Origin of the sequence: Pedobacter sp. AJM, assembly GCF_002197755.1 — a bacterium.
In the GTDB taxonomy this organism is placed as follows: Bacteria; Bacteroidota; Bacteroidia; order Sphingobacteriales; family Sphingobacteriaceae; genus Pedobacter.
This window is the reverse complement of sequence record NZ_NHOT01000001.1, coordinates 781173-802009: the sequence shown is the minus strand read 5'-3', so window position 1 is coordinate 802009 and position 20837 is coordinate 781173. Positions and strand designations below refer to the sequence as shown.

14 protein-coding genes and 1 tRNA gene are annotated in these 20837 nt (G+C 38.9%); 11 read left to right on the top strand and 4 right to left on the bottom strand.

All coding sequences use genetic code 11. From position 1 onward, the window contains the following. Positions 1-196 precede the first annotated feature (196 nt). Genes CBW18_RS03490 through CBW18_RS03480 form a run of 3 tightly spaced genes read left to right on the top strand, consistent with a single transcriptional unit; the run spans position 197 to position 5703 of the window. Complete coding sequence (locus CBW18_RS03490; protein WP_088299957.1) at positions 197-3295, top strand: SusC/RagA family TonB-linked outer membrane protein; 3099 nt, start codon at positions 197-199, stop codon at positions 3293-3295. A gap of 10 nt (positions 3296-3305) precedes the next feature. Continuing rightward, entirely contained in the window at positions 3306-4877 is a 1572-nt protein-coding gene (locus CBW18_RS03485) for a RagB/SusD family nutrient uptake outer membrane protein (RefSeq protein ID WP_088299956.1), read from the top strand. A gap of 10 nt (positions 4878-4887) precedes the next feature. Next, on the top strand, positions 4888-5703 hold the full coding sequence (locus CBW18_RS03480; RefSeq protein ID WP_088299832.1) for a DUF4397 domain-containing protein: 816 nt from the start codon (positions 4888-4890) through the stop codon (positions 5701-5703). Between the two features lie 70 nt (positions 5704-5773). On the opposite strand, the gene CBW18_RS03475 is transcribed toward CBW18_RS03480, so the two are convergent. After that, the gene (locus CBW18_RS03475; RefSeq protein ID WP_088299831.1) at positions 5774-6376 is read right to left on the bottom strand and encodes a porin family protein; all 603 of its coding nucleotides are present in this window, start codon (positions 6374-6376) and stop codon (positions 5774-5776) included. A gap of 159 nt (positions 6377-6535) precedes the next feature. On the opposite strand from CBW18_RS03475, the gene CBW18_RS03470 reads away from it, so the two are divergent. The 4 genes from CBW18_RS03470 (at position 6536) to CBW18_RS03455 (ending at position 13671) form a co-directional block, all read left to right on the top strand. Continuing rightward, positions 6536-6751 (top strand): hypothetical protein, encoded by a 216-nt coding sequence (locus CBW18_RS03470; protein ID WP_029281875.1) that lies wholly within the window; start codon positions 6536-6538, stop codon positions 6749-6751. A 204-nt stretch (positions 6752-6955) separates the two neighbouring features. Continuing rightward, complete coding sequence (locus tag CBW18_RS03465) at positions 6956-8647, top strand: S41 family peptidase (protein WP_088299830.1); 1692 nt, start codon at positions 6956-6958, stop codon at positions 8645-8647. A gap of 88 nt (positions 8648-8735) precedes the next feature. Beyond that, positions 8736-10991 carry a GH92 family glycosyl hydrolase gene (locus tag CBW18_RS03460; protein ID WP_088299829.1) on the top strand — a complete coding sequence of 752 codons (2256 nt, stop codon included), beginning with the start codon at positions 8736-8738 and terminating at the stop codon, positions 10989-10991. A gap of 73 nt (positions 10992-11064) precedes the next feature. Continuing rightward, positions 11065-13671 carry a glycoside hydrolase family 2 TIM barrel-domain containing protein gene (locus CBW18_RS03455; protein WP_088299828.1) on the top strand — a complete coding sequence of 869 codons (2607 nt, stop codon included), beginning with the start codon at positions 11065-11067 and terminating at the stop codon, positions 13669-13671. Positions 13672-13790: 119 nt separating this feature from the next. On the opposite strand, the gene CBW18_RS03450 is transcribed toward CBW18_RS03455, so the two are convergent. Together CBW18_RS03450 and CBW18_RS03445 are read right to left on the bottom strand one after the other, a co-directional pair. Beyond that, positions 13791-14117: a 2Fe-2S iron-sulfur cluster-binding protein gene (locus CBW18_RS03450; RefSeq protein ID WP_047799587.1), complete on the bottom strand. Its 327-nt coding sequence runs from the start codon at positions 14115-14117 to the stop codon at positions 13791-13793. A 66-nt stretch (positions 14118-14183) separates the two neighbouring features. Then, complete coding sequence (locus CBW18_RS03445) at positions 14184-15194, bottom strand: NAD(P)/FAD-dependent oxidoreductase (RefSeq protein WP_088299827.1); 1011 nt, start codon at positions 15192-15194, stop codon at positions 14184-14186. Between the two features lie 561 nt (positions 15195-15755). Here CBW18_RS03445 and CBW18_RS03440 point away from each other — a divergent pair. Next, positions 15756-16187, top strand: coding sequence for a hypothetical protein (locus CBW18_RS03440; protein WP_088299826.1), 432 nt, complete (start codon positions 15756-15758; stop codon positions 16185-16187). A gap of 72 nt (positions 16188-16259) precedes the next feature. Here the strand turns inward: CBW18_RS03440 and CBW18_RS03435 are convergent, their stop codons facing one another. Continuing rightward, positions 16260-18386 carry a prolyl oligopeptidase family protein gene (locus CBW18_RS03435; RefSeq protein WP_088299825.1) on the bottom strand — a complete coding sequence of 709 codons (2127 nt, stop codon included), beginning with the start codon at positions 18384-18386 and terminating at the stop codon, positions 16260-16262. Positions 18387-18632: 246 nt separating this feature from the next. On the opposite strand from CBW18_RS03435, the gene CBW18_RS03425 reads away from it, so the two are divergent. The 3 genes from CBW18_RS03425 to CBW18_RS03415 all read left to right on the top strand — a co-directional run bounded on the left by CBW18_RS03425 (position 18633) and on the right by CBW18_RS03415 (position 20769). Continuing rightward, positions 18633-19382 (top strand): UDP-2,3-diacylglucosamine diphosphatase, encoded by a 750-nt coding sequence (locus tag CBW18_RS03425; protein ID WP_088299823.1) that lies wholly within the window; start codon positions 18633-18635, stop codon positions 19380-19382. Between the two features lie 134 nt (positions 19383-19516). Further along, positions 19517-20590 carry a peptide chain release factor 1 gene (prfA, locus tag CBW18_RS03420; protein ID WP_088299822.1) on the top strand — a complete coding sequence of 358 codons (1074 nt, stop codon included), beginning with the start codon at positions 19517-19519 and terminating at the stop codon, positions 20588-20590. A 105-nt stretch (positions 20591-20695) separates the two neighbouring features. After that, a tRNA-Asp gene (locus tag CBW18_RS03415) sits at positions 20696-20769 on the top strand. Positions 20770-20837 lie beyond the last annotated feature (68 nt).

Sequence of the window (20837 nt, the reverse complement as noted above, 5' to 3'; positions counted from 1 at the left end):
TATTGCGTGTTTTTGCGGTTTGTTGCAATAATATATTGGGATTAGAATGTTAAAATCTTGACTATTTGTTTTTTAAATGGAAAACATTTATGATATTAGCTAAATATTGGAAAAATATGCGTGATTATGCGTGTTTGAAAATATTGGCAAACAACTATATCAAACTAAACTCATTTCATTTCAAACCAGGCAGTTTATGAAAAAAAAACTACTACTCACCATTATGGGTACTTTTTTGTTGCTGGCACATGCCATTGCACAACAAATTACCATCACGGGTAAAGTCTCCTCTACAGATGGTCCAATCCCCGGTGTTTCCATCCGGGTAAAAGGAACCACAACCGTTGCACAAACCAATGGCGACGGGAATTACACGATTAAAGCATTGGAAACTGATGTTCTTGCATTTTCCTATATCGGATATAAGGCCGTTGAACGAAATGTCGGTACAAACAAAATCATCAATGTTTCTTTAGTTTCTGATGCTAAGGGTCTTGATGAAGTTGTGGTAACTGCTTTGGGTAATACAGTGAAAAAACGCGAATTAGGTACATCCCAACAAACCGTTTCAGGTGCTGTAATAGCCGAAACGCAACGCGAAAATTTTATCAATGCTTTGCAGGGACGTGTTGCGGGTGTTGAGGTAACAAGCTCTTCAGGTGTTCCGGGGGCATCATCCTCCATAACCATTCGCGGAGTAAGTTCTATCAGCGGGAATAATCAACCATTAATGATTGTTGACGGTTTACCAATTGATAACAAAACGTTAAGTACTTCAGCCTTTGTTTCAGATGCAAGTTCAAACACATCATTTAGTAACAGAGGGGTTGATTTTACTAATCGTTCTGCAGATATCAATCCGGAAGACATTGAAAGTTTAGTGGTTTTAAAAGGTCCTGAAGCTGCTGCGCTTTATGGAATTGATGCGGCTAACGGTGCAATTGTCATTACTACAAAGAGGGCAAAGGCTGGTAGTGGTGCAATCAATTATAGTAATAGTTTCAGGGTGGAGACAACGAGAGCTTATCCTGAAATTCAGAAAGAATATGGATTAGGTGGGAGTGGCGCTCCTGGATCAGTATCTACATTAAATAATATCTATCAATATTTCGGTCCGGCTTACGCTGAAGGAACGCAGTTCTATGATAATGTAAAGGATTTCTTTCAAACTGGGTTTACGCAAAGGCATAATTTATCATTTGAAGGTGGCTCTGAAAAAATGAATTACCGGATTTCAAGTGCATATACAGATCAGGAAGGTGTGGTGCCAAATTCCGCGTACCAGAGAATTAACTTAACAGGAGCATCACAAGGCACTGTAAATAGCTGGTTAAAGACAGATTTATCTATGAATTACAGTTATGCGGTAAATGACCAACCCTTAAAAGGAAGTATCGGGCCTTTACTTGGCCTGCTGGCCTGGCCGCAAACTGATCAGGCTTCTAACTATCTTACACCGGCAGGTACAAGAAGGTTATTGGCTTACGGATCTGCTGGCAATGCTGAAATTGATAATCCCTATTTCAATGTGAATAAAAATATTATTAATTCTAAAACCAGCAGGATTATTTCCAACCTTGGCTTAACCATAACCCCATTTTCGTGGGCGAACATCAAAACCAATATTGGTATGGATTCTTATACCAACCAAAACTTAATTGTACGCCATCCGGAAAGTGCTTCAGGCTTTAGCAGAGGCGGAACGATAGATGTAGCCAATGACGTAACAAGGAATATCAACCTTCAAAACCTGATTAATTTAAATAAACAAAAGCTAACCGGCGATATTTCCTTTGATGCAACTTTGGGTAATTCATTGCAAAACCTGAAATCTAATGTAGATGCGGGTTATGGAGAAGGCTTCTTAGATCCTAATTTTAACTCTTTAAATAATGTGGGAACTAAGTTGGTAAGAACAACAATTACACAACGTCGTTTAGTGAGCTTTTTTGCCAGGGCAACTTTTGATTATAAAAATTATTTATTCCTGACCGGAACTGTGAGAAATGACCGTACTTCCACTATTCCTATAGATCGTTATTCCTTCTGGTACCCATCAGTTCAGGGTAGTTTTGTTTTTACTGATGTTCCGGCTTTTAAGGGGCTTAAAAACATTTTCTATTATGGAAAGTTGAGAGCTGCTTATGCTAATGTTGGTAAAGATGCAAGACCATATGCTTATGTTCCGAGCCTGGAAAATAAGACAACCTCTAACGGGGGCTATGGTTATGGCTTCACAGGTCCTAATCCGGGGCTTAAACCCGAATTTGCAAAATCATATGAATTTGGAGCAGAGCTGGGATTTCTGAATAACCGTTTAGGCCTGGATGTGACGGTGTATCGTAAAGAAACAACTGATCAGATCGTAAACGATATCAGAAGCAGTTATGCCACGGGCTTTATACTCTTAAATCTTAACGGTGGATCAACGAGAAATCAAGGTATAGAACTTACATTACGAGGAACGCCAGTAAAAACCAGCAATTTTAATTGGGATGTTCTGGCAAACTTTGAATCTGCGCGTGGAAAAGTACTTTCACTTCCGAATGAATTACCAGAATCTTACGTTTCTGATACATGGCTATATGCGAACGTGCGTAACGGGAATACCCCGGGAAATTCAACAAGATCATTAACAGGACTATTTTACCTTCGGAATAACCAGGGGCAATTGTTAATAAATCCAACTACCGGAATTCCGGTGCGTTCTACCGTTTTTGTTGAAGGTGGTTATGACAGGCAGCCAGACTTTACCATCGGCTTAACAAATACGTTCACCTATAAAAACATGTCGCTATCCTTCTTACTTGATATCAGAAAAGGCGGCGATGTATTAAATGCTACCCAGCACTTTCTAACAACGATTGGTTTAAGCAATACTACATTAAACAGACTGACCCCAAGAATCATTCCGGGCGTATTGCAGGATGGTAGAGAAAATACAGCCAATCCAACAGTGAATAATATTGCATTTGTGCCCTATTATCAAAACTCTTTTTATTCTAATGCAAGTGAGGAACTATTTATTGAAAAAGATATCAATTGGATAAGGCTAAGAGATGTCACCTTCAGTTATAAGTTACCACAAACCTTATTTAAAAAGCAAAATTTTATCAAAAGCGCAAGTGTTTTTGCCACAGGGACGGATTTATTCTTAATCACAAATTATACAGGCCTTGATCCTGTAGTTAATGGCAATACTGCAGCTGTTGGTGGTTCCGGGGCATCAGGTATTGATTATGGTAACTTTCCAATGCCAATTGGTTTAAACTTTGGAATTAAGATTGGATTATAATATAGAAAATATGAAAAAGATATATTTAGTATTGCTAACCGGAATTCTACTTTCAGTTAGTAGCTGTAAAAAATACCTGGATGTAAATACCAACCCCAATGCTCCGCAAACTGTAACAGCAAATTTGTATCTGTCACCAATGATTCACTGGATGGTAACAGCTCCACAGTATGACGGACGGTTTATTGGAAGATATACACAAAACTGGACTTCAACAACTTCTGGTACTACATGGGATCTCCAGGGCTATGACCCGGTGTCAGATAATGGTGCACAATTGTGGCGGGATGTATATTGGAGCTTTGGTCAGAATCTGATTGATATGAATACCAAGGCAGAGGCTGAACAACGTTGGGATTTATTAGGTGTCGGGCAGATTTTAAAAGCCTGGGGCTGGCAAACCCTGACCGATATTCATGGTGAGATTATCATTAAACAGGCTATAGATCCTACCAGAAATGTTTTTGACTATGATAGTCAGGAATATGCTTATCAGGAAGTTCAGCGTTTACTGAATGCTGCCATCGCAAATTTGGCAAGAACGGATGGAGCAGTAGATGCTGCGTTTTTGGGAAAAACCGATATTCTTTACAAAGGCGACAGAGCGAAGTGGACAAAACTGGCCTATGCGATGCTTGCGCTAAACTTGAATCATTTCAGCAATAAATCCAGCTATAAACCAGATGATGTCATCGCCGCTGTTGATAAGTCATTCGCCAGTAATAATGATGATGCTTTAATGGGATATCCCGGCATTACCGGTAATGATGACAGAAACTTTTTAGGACCAACCAGGGGCAATATGCAAACATACAGACAAACCTCTTTCATTGTGAACCTAATGAACGGAACCCAGTTTGCGGGTGTAGTGGATCCCAGGATGAGCAGAATGCTTTCGCCTTCTCCTGATGGTGTATACAGAGGTATTGTGACAGGAGCAGGAACCGGTGCTTTTACATCCAGCCAGCTACCCAATAACTTGTGGAATCTTGCTTCCATTTCAGCACCGGCAGCAAATACCCAGGGAAGGTATATTTTCTCTGATAAATGTAAATTACCTGTGATGACCTATGCTCAACTTCAGTTCATTAAAGCAGAAGCTGCATTTAAAAAAGGAGACAAAGTAACTGCCCTTGCGGCGTTAAAGAATGGCATCTCATCCCATATAGATTTCGTTAATGCAAGGAATCTTGAAGATAATCAATCTCCAACACAAATTACCAGCACCGAGAAAGCCGCATATATGAATACGCCATCTATTGTTCCTGCAAATGCTGCCGATTTAACACTAACACAAATTATGTGTCAGAAATATATTGCGCAATGGGGATGGGGTCATTTGGAAACCTGGATGGATCTAAGAAGATATCATTATACAGACACCGATCCCTTAACCGGAAAACAGATCTATTTAGGCTATGTTTTTCCGGTAACACTATATTCGGAAAATGTTGGTAAACCAGCATATAGAATCAGGCCCCGGTATAATTCTGAATACGTATGGAACAGGCAGGCATTGAGCGTTATAGGTGGTTTAGCCACTGATTATCATACCAAAGAAACCTGGATTATTCAACCTTAATCAGCTAATCATGAAAATAAAAAATATAGGTCATTTAGCGGTTCTGCTAATTCCGATCATAAGTTTCTCTTGTAAAAAAGACAATAGCATACAGGTAATTGATATACCAATTGAAGCTACTGAAGTTGCGCGAATCAAATATTTTAATTTTACAGCCGGTTCCCCTTCTGTAAACTTTTATGCCAATGGTGTAAAGGTTTCCGGGATCCTGAGCAATACCGGTTCGGAAAGTACAGCGGGAACGGCATATGGCGCTGTTTACCCAGCTTCAAATTACAGTGTTATTAATCCAGCAACTTATAAGATAAACGGAATAATCCCTTCTACTGCCACAGCTAATGCCAATGTTACCATATCAGAAGTTAATTCCAATCTGGAAAAAGGAAAATATTATTCTCTTTACACCGGTGGCATTTATAATAGCGCGACAAAAACGGCAGAATCATTTATTCTGGAAGATGTTTTACCACCTAACAATGCAAGCAACATGGTCGCTTATGTTCGTTTTGTAAATGCTATTCCAAACGGGAACTCCCCCATGACCCTGGTTATTAAAAATGCTGTATCGGGTTTAGAAACGGTTGTCGCAACTGGTATAGCTTATAAAGCAGGTTCAGTATTTGTGCCTGTTCCTATCGGGAGTTATGAGTTATATGTAAGATATTCAGCATCAGGAATCAATATCATTTCCCGAAACGGCACAACTAATGGAGTTGTACCTTTCCTTGGAGGCAGAACGTACACTGTTGGTGCAAGAGGTGATATCACCATAACATCGGCAACAGCCGCAACAAGGCCATTAATAGATAATACGGCTAATCAATAATTTAACTGCGCCGACATTAAACCTCAACGAGCAACATAACGGGTTGCCTGTTGAGGTTTAAATAAATAGATTACAAGATCTTAAATCCTAAACTCAACTGAAATAAGTTCGGTTTCTGGCTGTATTTTTCACTTTTACTAATGTTGGAAAGACCTGCTTCATAACGTAAATCAACTGAAATGGCACCTATATCAACACCGGCACCCGCCTGTAAGCCAAGGGCCTGATTTTTATAGTTGTCAAAATCAGTAGCTTGCTGGTAAGCCGAGCTAAAACTCGAGTTTTCATCCAAAATAAATGAAATTACAGGTCCGGCCATCACCCTGAAATTTAGGTTTTTAGCCCCAAACTTGGTGCCTAATAAAACTGGCACATCCAGTGTAGTAAATCTCACTTTACCTTCTGCAGTTACTTCATTATTGTTATTATTGGTAAAGCTGATGAATTTATTGCCTTTACTACCAATATAAGCTTCGGGCTGTACATAAAAACTTGCGCCGCCAATACGGGCCCAGGCACCTACCTGATAGCCTAAGCGATTTTCTTCACTGGCAAAATCAGCATTAAGTTTGGCTAAATTTACACCGGCTTTAACACCAAGATTAAATGTTTGTGCTTGCGATGTTGCCCAACCCAGGGTCAGGAAAACAATAGGGAGAATAAATTTTTTCATTGTCTTTAAATTTTTGCGTGTTTTTTATTGGATAAATAACGAATTTTTAACAAAATTATCATGCCAGATATTGTATAGCTCTCTTTTTTTATTACTCATTGGTAAAAAGATATTATAGTGCGCAAATATTTTTTACTTTTGCATCAAATAAAATCTGCTATGGCTAATTTTCAACTTACCGCTGAAACCGCATTTAAAGTAAAAACAAAGTTCTTGAGAAAGTACCGCGACTTAGCTAATGAGCCATTGGAATTTACACCTGGCAAGGAAGATGAACTGGTGCAGGATTTAATGCGCCTGGTAAAACGCGACCGCACTTACATTGAATTTACCATTCAGAAAGCCCTTGCTGATACTAAAGGAAACAGATTGTAATCCTTCTTTAAAAATTTACCTTTCATTTCGTAACGCTTTATTTACGCTGGACCTGAATAAGTATTTTTAATATTTATCTCTTTTTGTACATTTACACCTGTACGGTCAGGAATTGTTTTTCAATGCACTTCATGTTGTATTAAGATACAGTCAAATCTCTGTTTAGCAATCTTTATTCGTGTCACCATTATAATATTAGCAAGGATGAAAAAAATAAAATATGCTTTTTTAGCCGCAGGGTGTTGTATGGCGATTTTATCATTTTCATTTAAAGAAGACTTATTCCTGGTTTCTAAAAATCTCGATATTTTCGCGTCCCTTTATAAGGAAATCAATATCAATTATGTTGACGATACCAATGCACCACAACTGATGAAAACCGGTATTGATGCCATGCTGGATAGCCTTGATCCTTATACTGAATATGTGCCTGAATCTGAAATTGAAGATTATAAGCTTAAATATGTCAGTACCCAATATGGCGGCATTGGTGCCAGTACCGTTTTGATTGCGGGCAAACTTTTCGTGAATGAAGTAAGCGAAGGCTACCCGGCTAATAAAGGTGAAGTAAAGGCCGGTGATCAGATCGTAAAAATAAACGGAGTTGAAGTTAAGGGGAAGGAAAGGGCTGAAATCAGCCAGTTATTGCGCGGGCCTAAAGGTACTCCGGTAGACCTGGTTTTGTTTAGGGAAGGTAAAGAACTCCAGAAGAAAATTATTCGCGAGGAAATCAAACAGCCAAATGTATCCTATTCAGGTATGGTAGGCGATGGTGTGGGGTATATCAAACTGGATAAGTTTTTAGAAAATTCTGGTCAGGAAGTAAAGGATGCCCTTTTGAATATCAATAAGGAAAATCCAAAGGGAATTATTCTTGACCTCCGGAATAATGGTGGCGGAATATTACAGGAAGCCGTAAAGATTGTGAACCTGTTCGTGCAAAAAGATCAGCTCATTGTTACCCAGAAGGGCAAAAATCTTGAAAAAACAATTGCCTATAAAACCCAATATCCTCCGGTTGCTCTTGATGTTCCATTAGTAGTGCTGGTCAATGCAAACTCTGCATCTGCATCAGAAATTGTAGCCGGCTCGCTGCAGGATCTTGATCGGGCAATTGTGGTGGGGCAGCGGAGTTATGGAAAGGGCCTGGTTCAACAAACCTTTAATCTGCCCTACAACAGTTTGGTAAAAGTAACGGTTGCTAAATATTATACCCCATCAGGCAGGTGCATTCAAAAACTGGATTATACGCACAAAAATGCCGATGGCGTGGCAGAGCGTTTTGCTGATTCAACCATGATGATGTTTCAAACCAAAGCTGGAAGAAATGTATACAGTGGTAATGGCGTCTATCCGGATGTGGTGGTTAATGCCGATAAACTAAGCCCGGTAACCATCTCCATGATTGGTAAAAATTTATTTTTCAACTATGCCAATCAATACCGGAAAACTAACCCCAAGCTCGAATCTGCAAAAACTTTTCAGCTATCTGATGCCGATTATACTGCTTTTGTGAATACCTTAGCAGATAAAGACCTGACCTATCAAAGCAAAACCGAAAGGTTGCTGTCTGATTTACGGCGGGAAGCCGAGAAGGAAAATAAATCGGCAGAAGTTAAAGCTGACCTTGAAAATTTGAAATATAAACTGACCATCTCTAAAAAAACAGACGTAGCCACGCATAAATCAGAGATCAAAAGAGTTTTGGAAACACAAATTGTGAGCCGCTATTTTTATGAAAGGGGGAGAATCGAGCAAAGTTTTCAATATGATAAGGAGTTGATGGCAGCTAAGGCTTTGTTTGGTAATCAGCCCCAGATGTTAGCGATTTTAAAGGGCGATGGGAATTACAAAGTAATTGGTAAACCCATTAAAGAAACGGCCTCACTAGATTAATCCTGTCATTATTGAAAAATATTTTAACATAACGAGCTATTATTATCTAATTTAGTAAAACGATTTATCAAATACCGAATAATAAACCATGAATTTTAAGAAACTTACACCTGTTTTATTTACCGCACTCCTTTTATCTGCAAATGTGCATGCCCAGAAAACTGCCCATTTAACCAAGTTTGTTGATCCCATTATTGGTTCTGCTAAGCATGGTCACGTTTTTGTTGGTGCCAATGTCCCTTTTGGGGCAGTACAGCTGGGGCCAGATAATGTTTTTGAAGGTTGGGATTGGTGCAGTGGATATAACTATGTGAGCAATACCATCACGGGGTTTTCACATACCCACTTAAGTGGTACCGGAATTGGTGATCTTGGAGATATTTCCATTATGCCAGCCTCCGGAGAAATCATTCTGCAAAAAGGTAAAAAGGGTGAGGAAGATAAAGGATATCTTTCCACGTTTTCACATGAAAATGAAGTGGCAAAAGCAGGTTATTATAGCGTATTGCTGGATAAGTACAAAATTAAAGCAGAATTAACGGCCACCGAACGTGTTGGTTTCCATCAGTATACCTTTCCTAAAAAAACAGCAACCCCTCATGTTATTATTGATTTGATTGAAGGGATTGGGTGGGATAAGCCTGTTAACGCTTCATTTAAACAACTGGATGCCACTACAATTGTAGGACATAGAAACTCTAAAGGCTGGGCCAACGATCAGCGGTTGTATTTCGTGATTAAGCTTTCTCAACCTTTACAGAAGTTTTCTATCTATAGCGACGATAAACTTGTAAAGGGTACTGATGTAAGTGGTGAAAAAATTAAGGCGGTAATTGATTTTGCATCAGTTAAGCAAAATCAATTGCAGATTAAAGTAGCCTTATCGCCGGTAAGTACGGAGAATGCGCTATTAAATTTAAAAACTGAATTGCCAGGGTGGGATTTTGCATCTACCGTAAAAGCAGCTGATGCAAAGTGGGAAAAAGAATTGTCAAAAGTAAAAATTGATGCTTCAGCAAACACTAAAAAAGTCTTTTATACCGCACTTTATCATACGATGGTTGCACCATCATTGTTTAATGATGTGAATAAAGATTATTTAGGTACAGATAAGAAAATTCATCATGCGGCTGGTTTCAACAACCTGACTACCTTTTCGCTTTGGGATACCTATCGGGCAGCCAATCCACTTTATACTATCCTTCATCAGGATAAAGTGAATGATGTGGTGAACACCATGCTGGCCATTTACAAAGAACAAGGAAAGTTGCCTGTTTGGCATTTAATGGGCAATGAAACCAATACCATGGTGGGTTACCATGCCGTACCGGTAGTGGTTGATGCTTATTTAAAAGGTTACCGTGGTTTTGATGTCAATCTGGCTTACGAAGCTGTGAAACAATCTGCCATGCAGAAAACTGATGGCATTGATTACATTCAGAAATTGAAATATATCCCGGCAGATAAAGTAAATGAATCTGTTGCCAAAGCATTAGAATATGCCATTGATGATTATTGTATTGCCATGTTTGCAAAATCGTTGGGCAAAACGGATGATTATCAGTATTTCAGTAAAAGAGCTGGTTTGTATGCGCAATACTTTGATCAGGATGTGCAGTTTATGAGGGGTAAATTGGCTGATGGGAAATGGAAATCACCATTTAGTCCGGTTGCAGCCAAACACCGTGAGGATGATTACACGGAAGGAAATGCATGGCAATATACCTGGTTGGTGCCACAGGATGTAGAAGGTTTAATTTATCTTTTCGGTGGCGATAAGCCTTTTGTAAACAAACTGGATTCCCTGTTTATTGTTCCTGCTGATTTAGGTAAGGAAAGCTCGCCAGACATTTCTGGATTGATTGGTAATTATGCACAAGGTAATGAGCCTGGGCACCATATTCCATATTTATATGCTTATGCTGGTCAGCCATGGAAAACCGCAGATTTAATCCGTAAAATTGATCACGACTTCTATACTTCCAAGCCAGATGGATTATGTGGTAATGAAGATGTTGGACAAATGAGTGCCTGGTATGTGTTTTCTGCCCTAGGATTTTATCCGGTAAATCCTGCCAATGGAGCCTATGTTTTTGGTACGCCTCTGGTTAAGAATGCCACGATTAATTTGCCCAACAAAAAAACGTTTGATATAAACGTAATTGATAACACCAGCGAAAACAAATATATTCAGCGAATCCTATTAAATGGGAAGCCATATACCAAATCATTTATCCTACATAAAACCATTGTAGAAGGTGGTTACATGACAATTTATATGGGAAATCAACCCTCTAAATTATGGGGTATATCAGCAAGTGACAGACCGGTTTCGGGAAAATAAATTATTAGTTGGATGAATGTCAGCAATATGCCGATGTTCATCCTATAATCAAACATTCAATAGTATACATGATATGAGAAGAGTGCTTTTATTTTTTTTGTTTGTTGCCAATTTTTGTGCTCAGGCACAACAACGCTACGAATTAAACACTGGCTGGTTGTGCAATAACATTAAAGAAGTTAAAGTGAGCGGTCAGCAATTGTCGGGCACAAATTTTTCGCTTAACAGCTGGATGCCTGCTACAGTTCCTGGAACAGTACTGACCACTTTGTTAAATAATAAAAAAGTGCCCGATCCATTTTATGGCATGAACAATGAAAAAATTGAGGATGTTTATAAAACCGGAAATGATCATTACACGTATTGGTTTGTTAAAGATTTTTCGGAAAAGGCAGTAGCTGATGAACAAGTGTGGCTGCAGTTTCGCGGAATAAATTACAAGGCGGAGTTTTATCTGAACGGTAAAAAACTAAACCCTAAAACACACGAGGGGATGCATATCCGGGCAGAATACAACATCACAAAATTCTTATCGTCAACAGGAAAAAACAGATTGGCCGTGTTGGTTTATCCACCTGATTTTCCAGGAAACCCCAACGGCGGACAAGGTGGTGACGGTACCATTGCAAAAGGATTAACCACACAGTATACCGCTGGGTGGGATTGGATTCAACCCATTCGTGATCGAAATACCGGAATTTGGGATAAGGTAACCATTGAGAAAACCAAGGCGATTAATATTAAAAATCCGCATGTCGTTACTTTGGTGCCGGGTAAAAGATTGCCAGCAGGTACTCAAAAACCAGCAACACTAAAAGTATCGGTAGAGGTAGATAACCCGACGAATAAAGTAGTCACCGGCGTTTTGCAATACCAGGTTGCGGGTAAAACCATTAGCAAATCTATCTCATTGCCGGCTAGTAAAAGTACAACCGTAAACTTTGCAGATTTGTCTATAGAAAACCCGAAGCTTTGGTGGCCAAGTGGTTATGGCGCACAAAATCTTTACGATCTTAAAATTCAGTTCCTTTCCGCAAACCAGGTTTATGATCAGGAAAGTTTAAAGGTAGGAATCAGGCAGATTGATAACATCTGGAATGCACATACCAAAAGTATGGGTGCCTATGTAAATGGCCAGAAAATTTTTATTAAAGGCGGCAACTGGATTATTTCTGATGCCATGCTTCGTTTCAGTGATGCCCGTTATGATGCTGAAATCAGGTACCATAAAGATATGAATCTGAATTTGATTCGGATTTGGGGAGGTGCGATCCTCGAACGACCAGAATTTTATAACGCATGTGATAAATATGGATTGTTGGTTTTCCAGGATTTCTGGTTTAGTGGCGATTGTAATGGCCGTTGGGTTGATCCGATGAAAAAAGAAGACCAATGGACGCGGAGAAACTATCCGGATAATCATCCATTGGTATTAGATGCGATTGAAGATCAGGTGAAAATGATTCGCAACCACGCTTCCTTAGCATTTTGGTGCGGTGGAAATGAAATCACGCCGCCAGAAGATATTTTAAACCCGGTTAAAAACGATATTTTGCCTCGTTTAGATGGTACCCGCCTGTTTTTCGATTTTTCTAACAGTGATGAAATGTCGTTTAATGATCTGGGTGGCAATGGCGATGGTCCATATGGCATCCAGGATCCGAAAAGCTTTTGGAGTACTAAAACATTTCCATATAATTCTGAAGTGGGATCAGTGGGTGTGGGCGATTATGAATCATTAGAAAGGTTTATCCCCGCAAAAAATATGGTAGCACCACAATTTAAGAACAAACCAGATTCGGTTTGGGATTACCATAAATACATTGCTTATGAACAATACATCAATCCATACGGAAAGGCTAAAGATGTAAAAGATTTCGCCATGAAAGCACAGATGGTTAATTATGATCAATACCGTGCCTTAATGGAAGGATTTTCTAACAAGATGTGGGATTGGTATACCGGGTCAATTATCTGGAAAACACAAAATCCATGGACAGCGCTTCGTGGTCAGATGTATGATTATTATCTTGATCCAAATGCCTGTTTATATGGTTTAAGAAAAGGAAGTGAGCCATTACACGTAATGATGAATCCTGTTGATAGCATGGTTACCGTGGTAAATAATGGCTTTACAGGTCTGAATAATTTAATGGTTCAGGCAAAAGCATATGATATGGACGGAAAAGAGCACTTCATCACGCAGGCTTTTAACAGCATCGGTGCTTCATCAGTTCGTAAGTTTTTCTCTTTAAATGATTTTTTAAAGAAACTGGATCAGAAAGAAGGTGTATTTGTTTCGCTTAGAATCCTGGATCAGAAACAGCGTATCTTAAGTGAAAATATTTACTGGCTGGCAGACAAAAACGGCGAATACAGTGGCTTGCAAAAATTGAAAGCTACTCCATTAGATGTCATGGCCGCGAAAAAGTCGAACAACAAAGTTGAGGTAACGTTGAGCAATAAAAATGATAACCCGGTTGCCTTTTTTAATCGAATTGCACTAATCGATAAGCAGAGTGGTAAACGCATTCTCCCGGCATTTTATGATGATAATTATGTGAGTATTCTTCCGGGCGAGCATAAAACCATTACAGTAGAATATACCGGAGCGCAGGATAACTTGGCTGTAGAAGTATATGGCTGGAATGTAGAAAGAAAAACGGTAGCGATAAATTAATTGCATATTGCTGCACAAACCTCAGGTTTTTTAAAATTTATGAGGTTTATAATCTAAATTGAAACCAACAAAAAAGGGCGATACTTAACATATCGCCCCTAATATTTTAATAAGCTTTTCTAGCTCACACCATGAAGTTTCACCTTCAAACCATCCATGTTGTTGTTTAACTGTAACTGACAGGCTAATCTCGAATTTGGCAATAAATCTGGTAAAGTATCCAGCATTGCATATTCGTCATCAGTCATTTCATTAAGCTTTTCTTCGCCTTCTAAAACATCTACGCAGCAGGTCGCACATAAAGCCATACCACCACAAGTTGCCAGAATATCATATTCTGAAGCTTTCAAAAATTCCATTAAACTTAAGCCCATATCAGTTGGTGCTTCATGTTCTGTAACAGAGCCATCCGGCTCCTGCATGTATATTGTTATATTGTTTTCCATTTCGCTCACTTATTAACGCAAACTTAACTAAAACTACAGAGCTTATGAACACAAATTAAAAAATCCTTAAAATTCTGAAACGCCGTTTACAGTAGTATATTTCATCGTGTATTTTACGCCTGGGTTCATGTATGAATAAGCACTGTGGCTCATTAATGCAGCCTCATGGAAACCACTCAGGATTAATTTTAGTTTGTTGGTGTAAGTGTTAATATCGCCAATGGCATAAATACCAGGAATGTTGGTTGAATAATCGTCTACATTTACCTCAATAGCACTTTTACTAATGTTTAGGTTCCATCCTTCAATCGGGCCTAATTTCGGACTTAAACCAAACAAAGGAATTAAATGGTCGGCGGCTACTACAGTTTTTTCCATTGTGCGGTTCTGAACAATCTCCACCTGTTCTAATTTATCCGTTCCCTGTACAGCCTGTAAATTGCTATTCAGGATCAGGTTAATTTTTCCACTTTCAGCAAGAGACATCACTTTGGCGACTGAATCTGGTGCGCCACGGAAACTTTCGCTTCGGTGAACCAGGGTCAGTTCTGAACAAACTTCAGCCAGATAGATCGTCCAGTCTAAGGCCGAATCGCCACCACCGGCAATTACCATTTTCTGATCGCGGTATTTCTCCGGATCAAGGATCATATAGTTAACACCTTTACCGTTTTCAAAATTCTCTAAATTTTCAACGGCAGGTTTGCGGGGCTCAAAACAACCTAAACCACCTGCAATAACCACCACTTTGGATTCAATAACAGTACCCATGTTAGTCGTTAAAACGAAATCAGCTTCGCCACGCTTTTCCAAACCTTCTATACGTTCACCCAGGGTAAAAGTGGGATGAAAAGGTTTGGCCTGTTCCATCAAATTATCAATTAATTCCTGAGCCAGAACCGAGGGATAACCCGGGATGTCATAAATTGGCTTTTTAGGATAAATTTCAGAAAGCTGACCACCAACCTGTGGTAAGTAGTCAATTAAATGGCAACGCATTTTTAATAAACCGGCTTCAAAAATGGCAAATAAACCAACCGGACCAGCGCCAATTATGGCTATATCAGTAGAGATCATTCAAAAAAAATTTACGCAAAGTTACAAAATAAACTTTTATGAACATCCCTATTTAGAAATATTCTAGATAATTCTGTAATCTTTTTGTATTCAGTATTTTATATGCTTTGAATGAATTAAAAACAAAAGTTAAGGGTTTTGTTTAGTTTAAAGCAAATTATAATTGGTCTATAGGTTTAGTAGGAAAATGGAGTGGCTTTATTTTATAAGGTTGTTAATTGATTATTTATAGATCGGTATCACTGCTATCGACAGGTCTAAAATCTGGTATTCAATGAAGTAAGTTTTCAGAGGTGTTAAAATTCAAAATAAATGATATCTTTCCTAAAACTTTGATTAACGATGCTCGATTATTTTTTCATTGCTTTACCTTTTGCTGCGCTATGGTTCTTCCTTTTTCTGTTTTGCAGCAGAAGCTGGCAAATGCCTGCCACATTTGCTCCTTTGTGCATCTATGGTCTTTATTCAGGTCATAGCACTTGGAGATGGATATTGTTAATCCCGTTGTTATCTCTTTTAGTGTTGGATTTGCATATTATATTGAGAGAACCTAAATTCAGTATGAAGATCAATATTTTGACTTACCTCTTCATCGTTCCAATTTTAATCGCTTATTTCTGTTTCGGATTAGGATTTACCAGGGATACCAGTTTAGCGGGTACCATTTGGGGCTATATTTGTCAGGTTATTTTTTTAACAATTTTATTGAAATTCTGGTTCATTGATATATTGTTGCTTTTTATAAACCGCTTATGGCTAAAAGAAAAGCACAGTATAGAAACGCAGATTATAGAAAAGTCAACGCGAACTGTAGGAAGAAGGACAATTTATTTTGTAATATTTGATAACCTGGGTAAGAAGGAAGTCTCTGGCTTTTATTACCTATACCTTAAGTTAAAGCGTGTAAAGCCCGAAGATAGGGTTGAAATGGTGATTAGAAGAGGTTGTCTGGGTGTTGAGTATATAGCTGGTTTCCCCAGGTTAATGTCATAAAATAACGTTGCCACAACAGCACAGTTAACATCAGGATATCCGATGCGTATTGCACTGCTGTGGCAAGGATCATTACCAGTTCATTCCTAAATTCTGGAAAACAAAGCTCCACACATCAGCAGCTTCCCCAATCAACTTAGTGGTTGGTTTTCCTGCGCCATGGCCAGCTTTGGTTTCAATTCTGATCAGTATTGGGTTTTCACCTTTATATTTTTCCTGCAGGGTTGCCGCAAATTTAAATGAATGTGCAGGTACAACGCGGTCGTCATGGTCTGCTGTAGTGATGAGTGTTGCCGGATAGTTTACACCTGGTTTCACGTTGTGTAGTGGCGAATACTTGATCAAATAATCAAAATCTTCTTTCTTATCGCTGGTGCCGTATTCTACTGCCCATCCCCAACCCACAGTAAATTTGTGGTAGCGTAGCATATCTAAAACACCAACAGCTGGTAGTGCAACTTTAAAAAGTTCTGGCCTTTGTGTCATACAGGCGCCAACCAGCAAGCCGCCATTTGAACCGCCAGAAATCGCGATTTTGGCCGGATTGGTATATTTTTCTTTGACCAGGTATTCTGCTGCGGCAATAAAATCGTCAAACACATTTTGTTTTTTGGCTAACATACCGTTTCTATGCCATGCTTCTCCGTATTCACTTCCGCCGCGTAAACTGGGTTGTACATAAATCCCGCCTTTCTCTAAAAACAACATCCGTGATAAGCTGAAAGATGGCGTTAAACTCACCTGAAAACCACCATAGGCATACAGGTAAACGGGGTTATTGCCATCAAGCTTAATTCCCTTTTTATGGACGATAAACATCGGAACTTTTGTGCCGTCTTTTGAGGGATAGAAAACCTGACTGGTTTCATAATTGTCGGTGTTTAATTTTAGTTCAGATTTTTTGTAAAGCGAAGATGTCGCTTTTGCAATGTCATAGCGGTAAATGGTTCCCGGTGTTGTAAAGTTAGTGAAGGTATAAAAGAATTCTTTATCTTCTTTATAGCCACCAAAACCAACAGCGGTGCCAATTTCCGGAAGTTTAACTTCGCCAAGTTTAGCGCCGTTTAAAGCAAACTGAACAATATGGGTGCTGGCATCTTTCAGATAAGAAGCCCATAGAAAACCACCGCCGCTTGATACTGCTTCCAGTGGAAGCTCTGACTCAGGAATAATCTTTTTCCAGTTTTTAGGATCGGGATTTTTAGGATCAATTAAAACCACCCGCTTATGTTCTGCGTCTAAATCCGTATAGAGCAATAGCTGATCTCCGTTATTATCAATAATGTCATGATTATGGTCGTAACCTTTAACCAATGGCAATATTTTGTTGTTTACTTCCTTTAAATCCTGATAATACAATGCATTTCCGGATGTTCCGGCACTTGCAGAGATAATTAAGAAGCGCTCATCTTCTGTTACATCTGCACCGAAATATAAGTTTGGGTTGGTTTTATCTTCAAAAATTAACTGATCATCTTTTTGTTGCGCACCCAGTTTGTGGTAGTAAATCTTCTGAAACTTATTTGTGGCAGATAAATCTGTCCCTTTTGCAGGTGCATCGAATCTGCTGTAATAAAATCCATCACCTTTCCAGGCCGCACCCGAAAATTTGGTCCATTTCAGTTCGTCACTTAATTTAGCTTTAGTGGCGATATCCATTACGTAAATACTGCTCCAGTCTGATCCGGCCTGCGCTATAGAATAGGCAACATATTTTTTATCATGTGAGAATCCGAGTAAAGAAACTGCAGCTGTGCCATCTGTTGTAAGTTTGTTCGGGTCAAGAAATACTTCCTCTTTTCCTTCCAGGCCTTTTTTGATGTACCAAACACTTTGATTTTGCAAACCATTGTTTTTCCCAAAGAAATAGTATTCTCCAACTTTCATTGGTGCACTTTCCTTTGGGTAGTTCCAGATTTCGGTGAGCCGCTTTTTAATGTCAGCACGATAAGGAATCTGATTCAGGTAGTTTTGGGTTACTTTATTTTCTGCAATAACCCAGGCTTTGGTTTCTGCAGATGTATCGTTTTCAAGCCATCGATAATGATCGGCAATGGTTTTACCAAAGTATTGATCGGTTGTGCTATCTTTTCTGGTATCCGGATATTTCATTCGTGTTATTTTATCTATTGGTTTTTTACCTTGATTACAAGCTAAAAGGCTTAGCGCAAATAAGCCTAATAAAAGTTTATTTTTCATAGTAGCAACAATTTATTTACTAATATATGTTTTTGCCTTCAGTATGATTACACAGATTGCAGGATTTCACTGATTTTCTGTGGGATGATTTCAGAGATTTTGGATATATTGATCATTTGTCGTCTATCGTTAAACATCCATGACTCAGGTCTCTTTATAATCCTTTCTGCTTTAGTTCTTAAGTTTTTTCTTTTGAACCTCCTGCTTTGAACTTTCACCTCTTTTTCCTTTACCTTTGACTCAGACATGGATAAAAAAATTTATTTCGCATCTGATTTTCATTTGGGTACTCCAGATTATGCTGAAAGCCGTGCCCGGGAAGCACGTATTGTAAGCTGGTTAAATTTTATTGAGCCTGATTGCGGCGAATTATTTTTAATGGGCGACATTTTTGATTTCTGGTTTGAATATGCGAAGGTGATTCCAAAGGGGTTCATTCGTATTCAGGGAAAGCTGGCTGCAATGGCAGATAAGGGGATTAAAATTTATTTCTTTAAAGGTAATCATGATATGTGGGTGCGCGATTATTTCACAAAGGAAATCGGAATGGAAATTATCAGCGATGAGCTGGTCATTGAACGTAACGAAAAAAGGTTTTATCTGCACCATGGTGATGGTTTAGGCCCCGGAGATGCTAAGTATAAATTTTTAAGGAAAATCTTCAGAAGCAGGCTTTGTCAGTGGCTCTTTGCCCGTTTAGATCCGAATTTGGGTATTGGTATGGCCAGTGCATGGAGCCAGGGCAGCAGAGCAGCGCAAACCGAGAAAGAAGTTTTTATGGGCGAAGACAAGGAATGGTTAGCCATTTATGCGAAAGAACAGTTGCAGAAACAACACTTCGATTACTTTATTTTTGGCCACAGGCATTTACCACTGGATTTAGATCTGGGAAACGAAAGTCGTTATGTAAATATTGGCGAGTGGATTAACTATAATTCTTACGCTGTTTTTGATGGGATAGACCTTAAGCTTGAATATTTTACAGGTAAACCATAAGAATCATACTTTTTGAAAACCTTTAATTGAGGTGAAGCTTTAGGTTTCAAGGCTAATTCAGCTTTTTTCCTTATTTTTGCATTTCCGAAATTTGGCTAATACCGATTTTTGGAAAATCAATTCGAATAAATAATATGTTAGATAAATTAGAAGCTATAAAGCTGCGTTGGGAAGACGTAGAGGAATCGTTAAGTAATCCGGATGTGATTCAGGATATGAAACGTTTTGCGGCTTTAAATAAAGAATATAAAGACTTGGGCAAGATTGTAGATGAATATAAAATCTACAAAAATGTGATGAGTAATATTGATGCCAACAAAGAGATCTTGTCTGTTGAGAAGGATGCTGAAATGCGTGAAATGGCAAAGGAAGAGCTGGATATGTTGTTGAAGCAGCAGGAAGAAATGGAAAGCAATATCCGTTTAATGCTGATTCCTAAAGATCCTGAAGATGCTAAAAATGCTGTTTTTGAGATTCGTGGTGGTACCGGTGGTGATGAAGCTGCCCTTTTTGCCGGTGATTTATACCGGATGTATACCCGCTATTTCGAAACCAAAGGCTGGAAAGTGGAAACCGTTGATGTAACAGAAGGTACTGCCGGTGGGTACAAAGAGGTGATTTTGAAAGTAAATGGTGATGATGTGTATGGCCAGCTGAAGTATGAAAGTGGTGTACACCGTGTACAACGTGTTCCTGATACCGAAACACAAGGCCGGGTTCATACCTCTGCAGCATCTGTTGCTGTTTTACCTGAAGCAGAAGAGATTGATTTATATATTAACCCTGCAGATATTGAATTACAAACCTCCCGTTCTGGTGGTGCAGGTGGACAAAACGTAAATAAGGTAGAAACGAAAGTACAGTTAACGCACAAACCTTCAGGTATTGTAGTCGTTTGTCAACAGGAACGTTCGCAGTTAGGTAACCGCGTAATTGCAATGGAAATGCTTAGAAGTAAGTTGTATGATATTGAATTACAGAAAAAGAATGGTGATATAGCGGCGAAACGTAAGACAATGGTTTCTACTGGTGACCGTTCTGCTAAAATCAGAACGTATAACTATCCGCAGGGTAGGGTTACCGAGCACCGGATTGGTTTAACCATGTATAACCTCCCTTCTATTATGGACGGAGATATTCAGGAAATTATTGATGCGCTACAATTTGCCGAGAATGCAGAAAAAATGCAGGAAGGTGCTGTAGGTTAATTGGTTACGATTATTTTAAAATAAAGTTTGCAATTAAAGAATTTGTCTCTATATTTGCAACCTCGAAAGGGGAAAGAGGTTTAAACTTTTAAAAAGTAAACAAAAGGAGTGGTAGTTCAGCTGGTTAGAATGCCTGCCTGTCACGCAGGAGGTCGCGGGTTCGAGTCCCGTCCATTCCGCAAAAAAAGCCTTAACTTTTTCAAGTTAAGGCTTTTTTGTTTTAATGATAAATCATGCTTTGATGAGG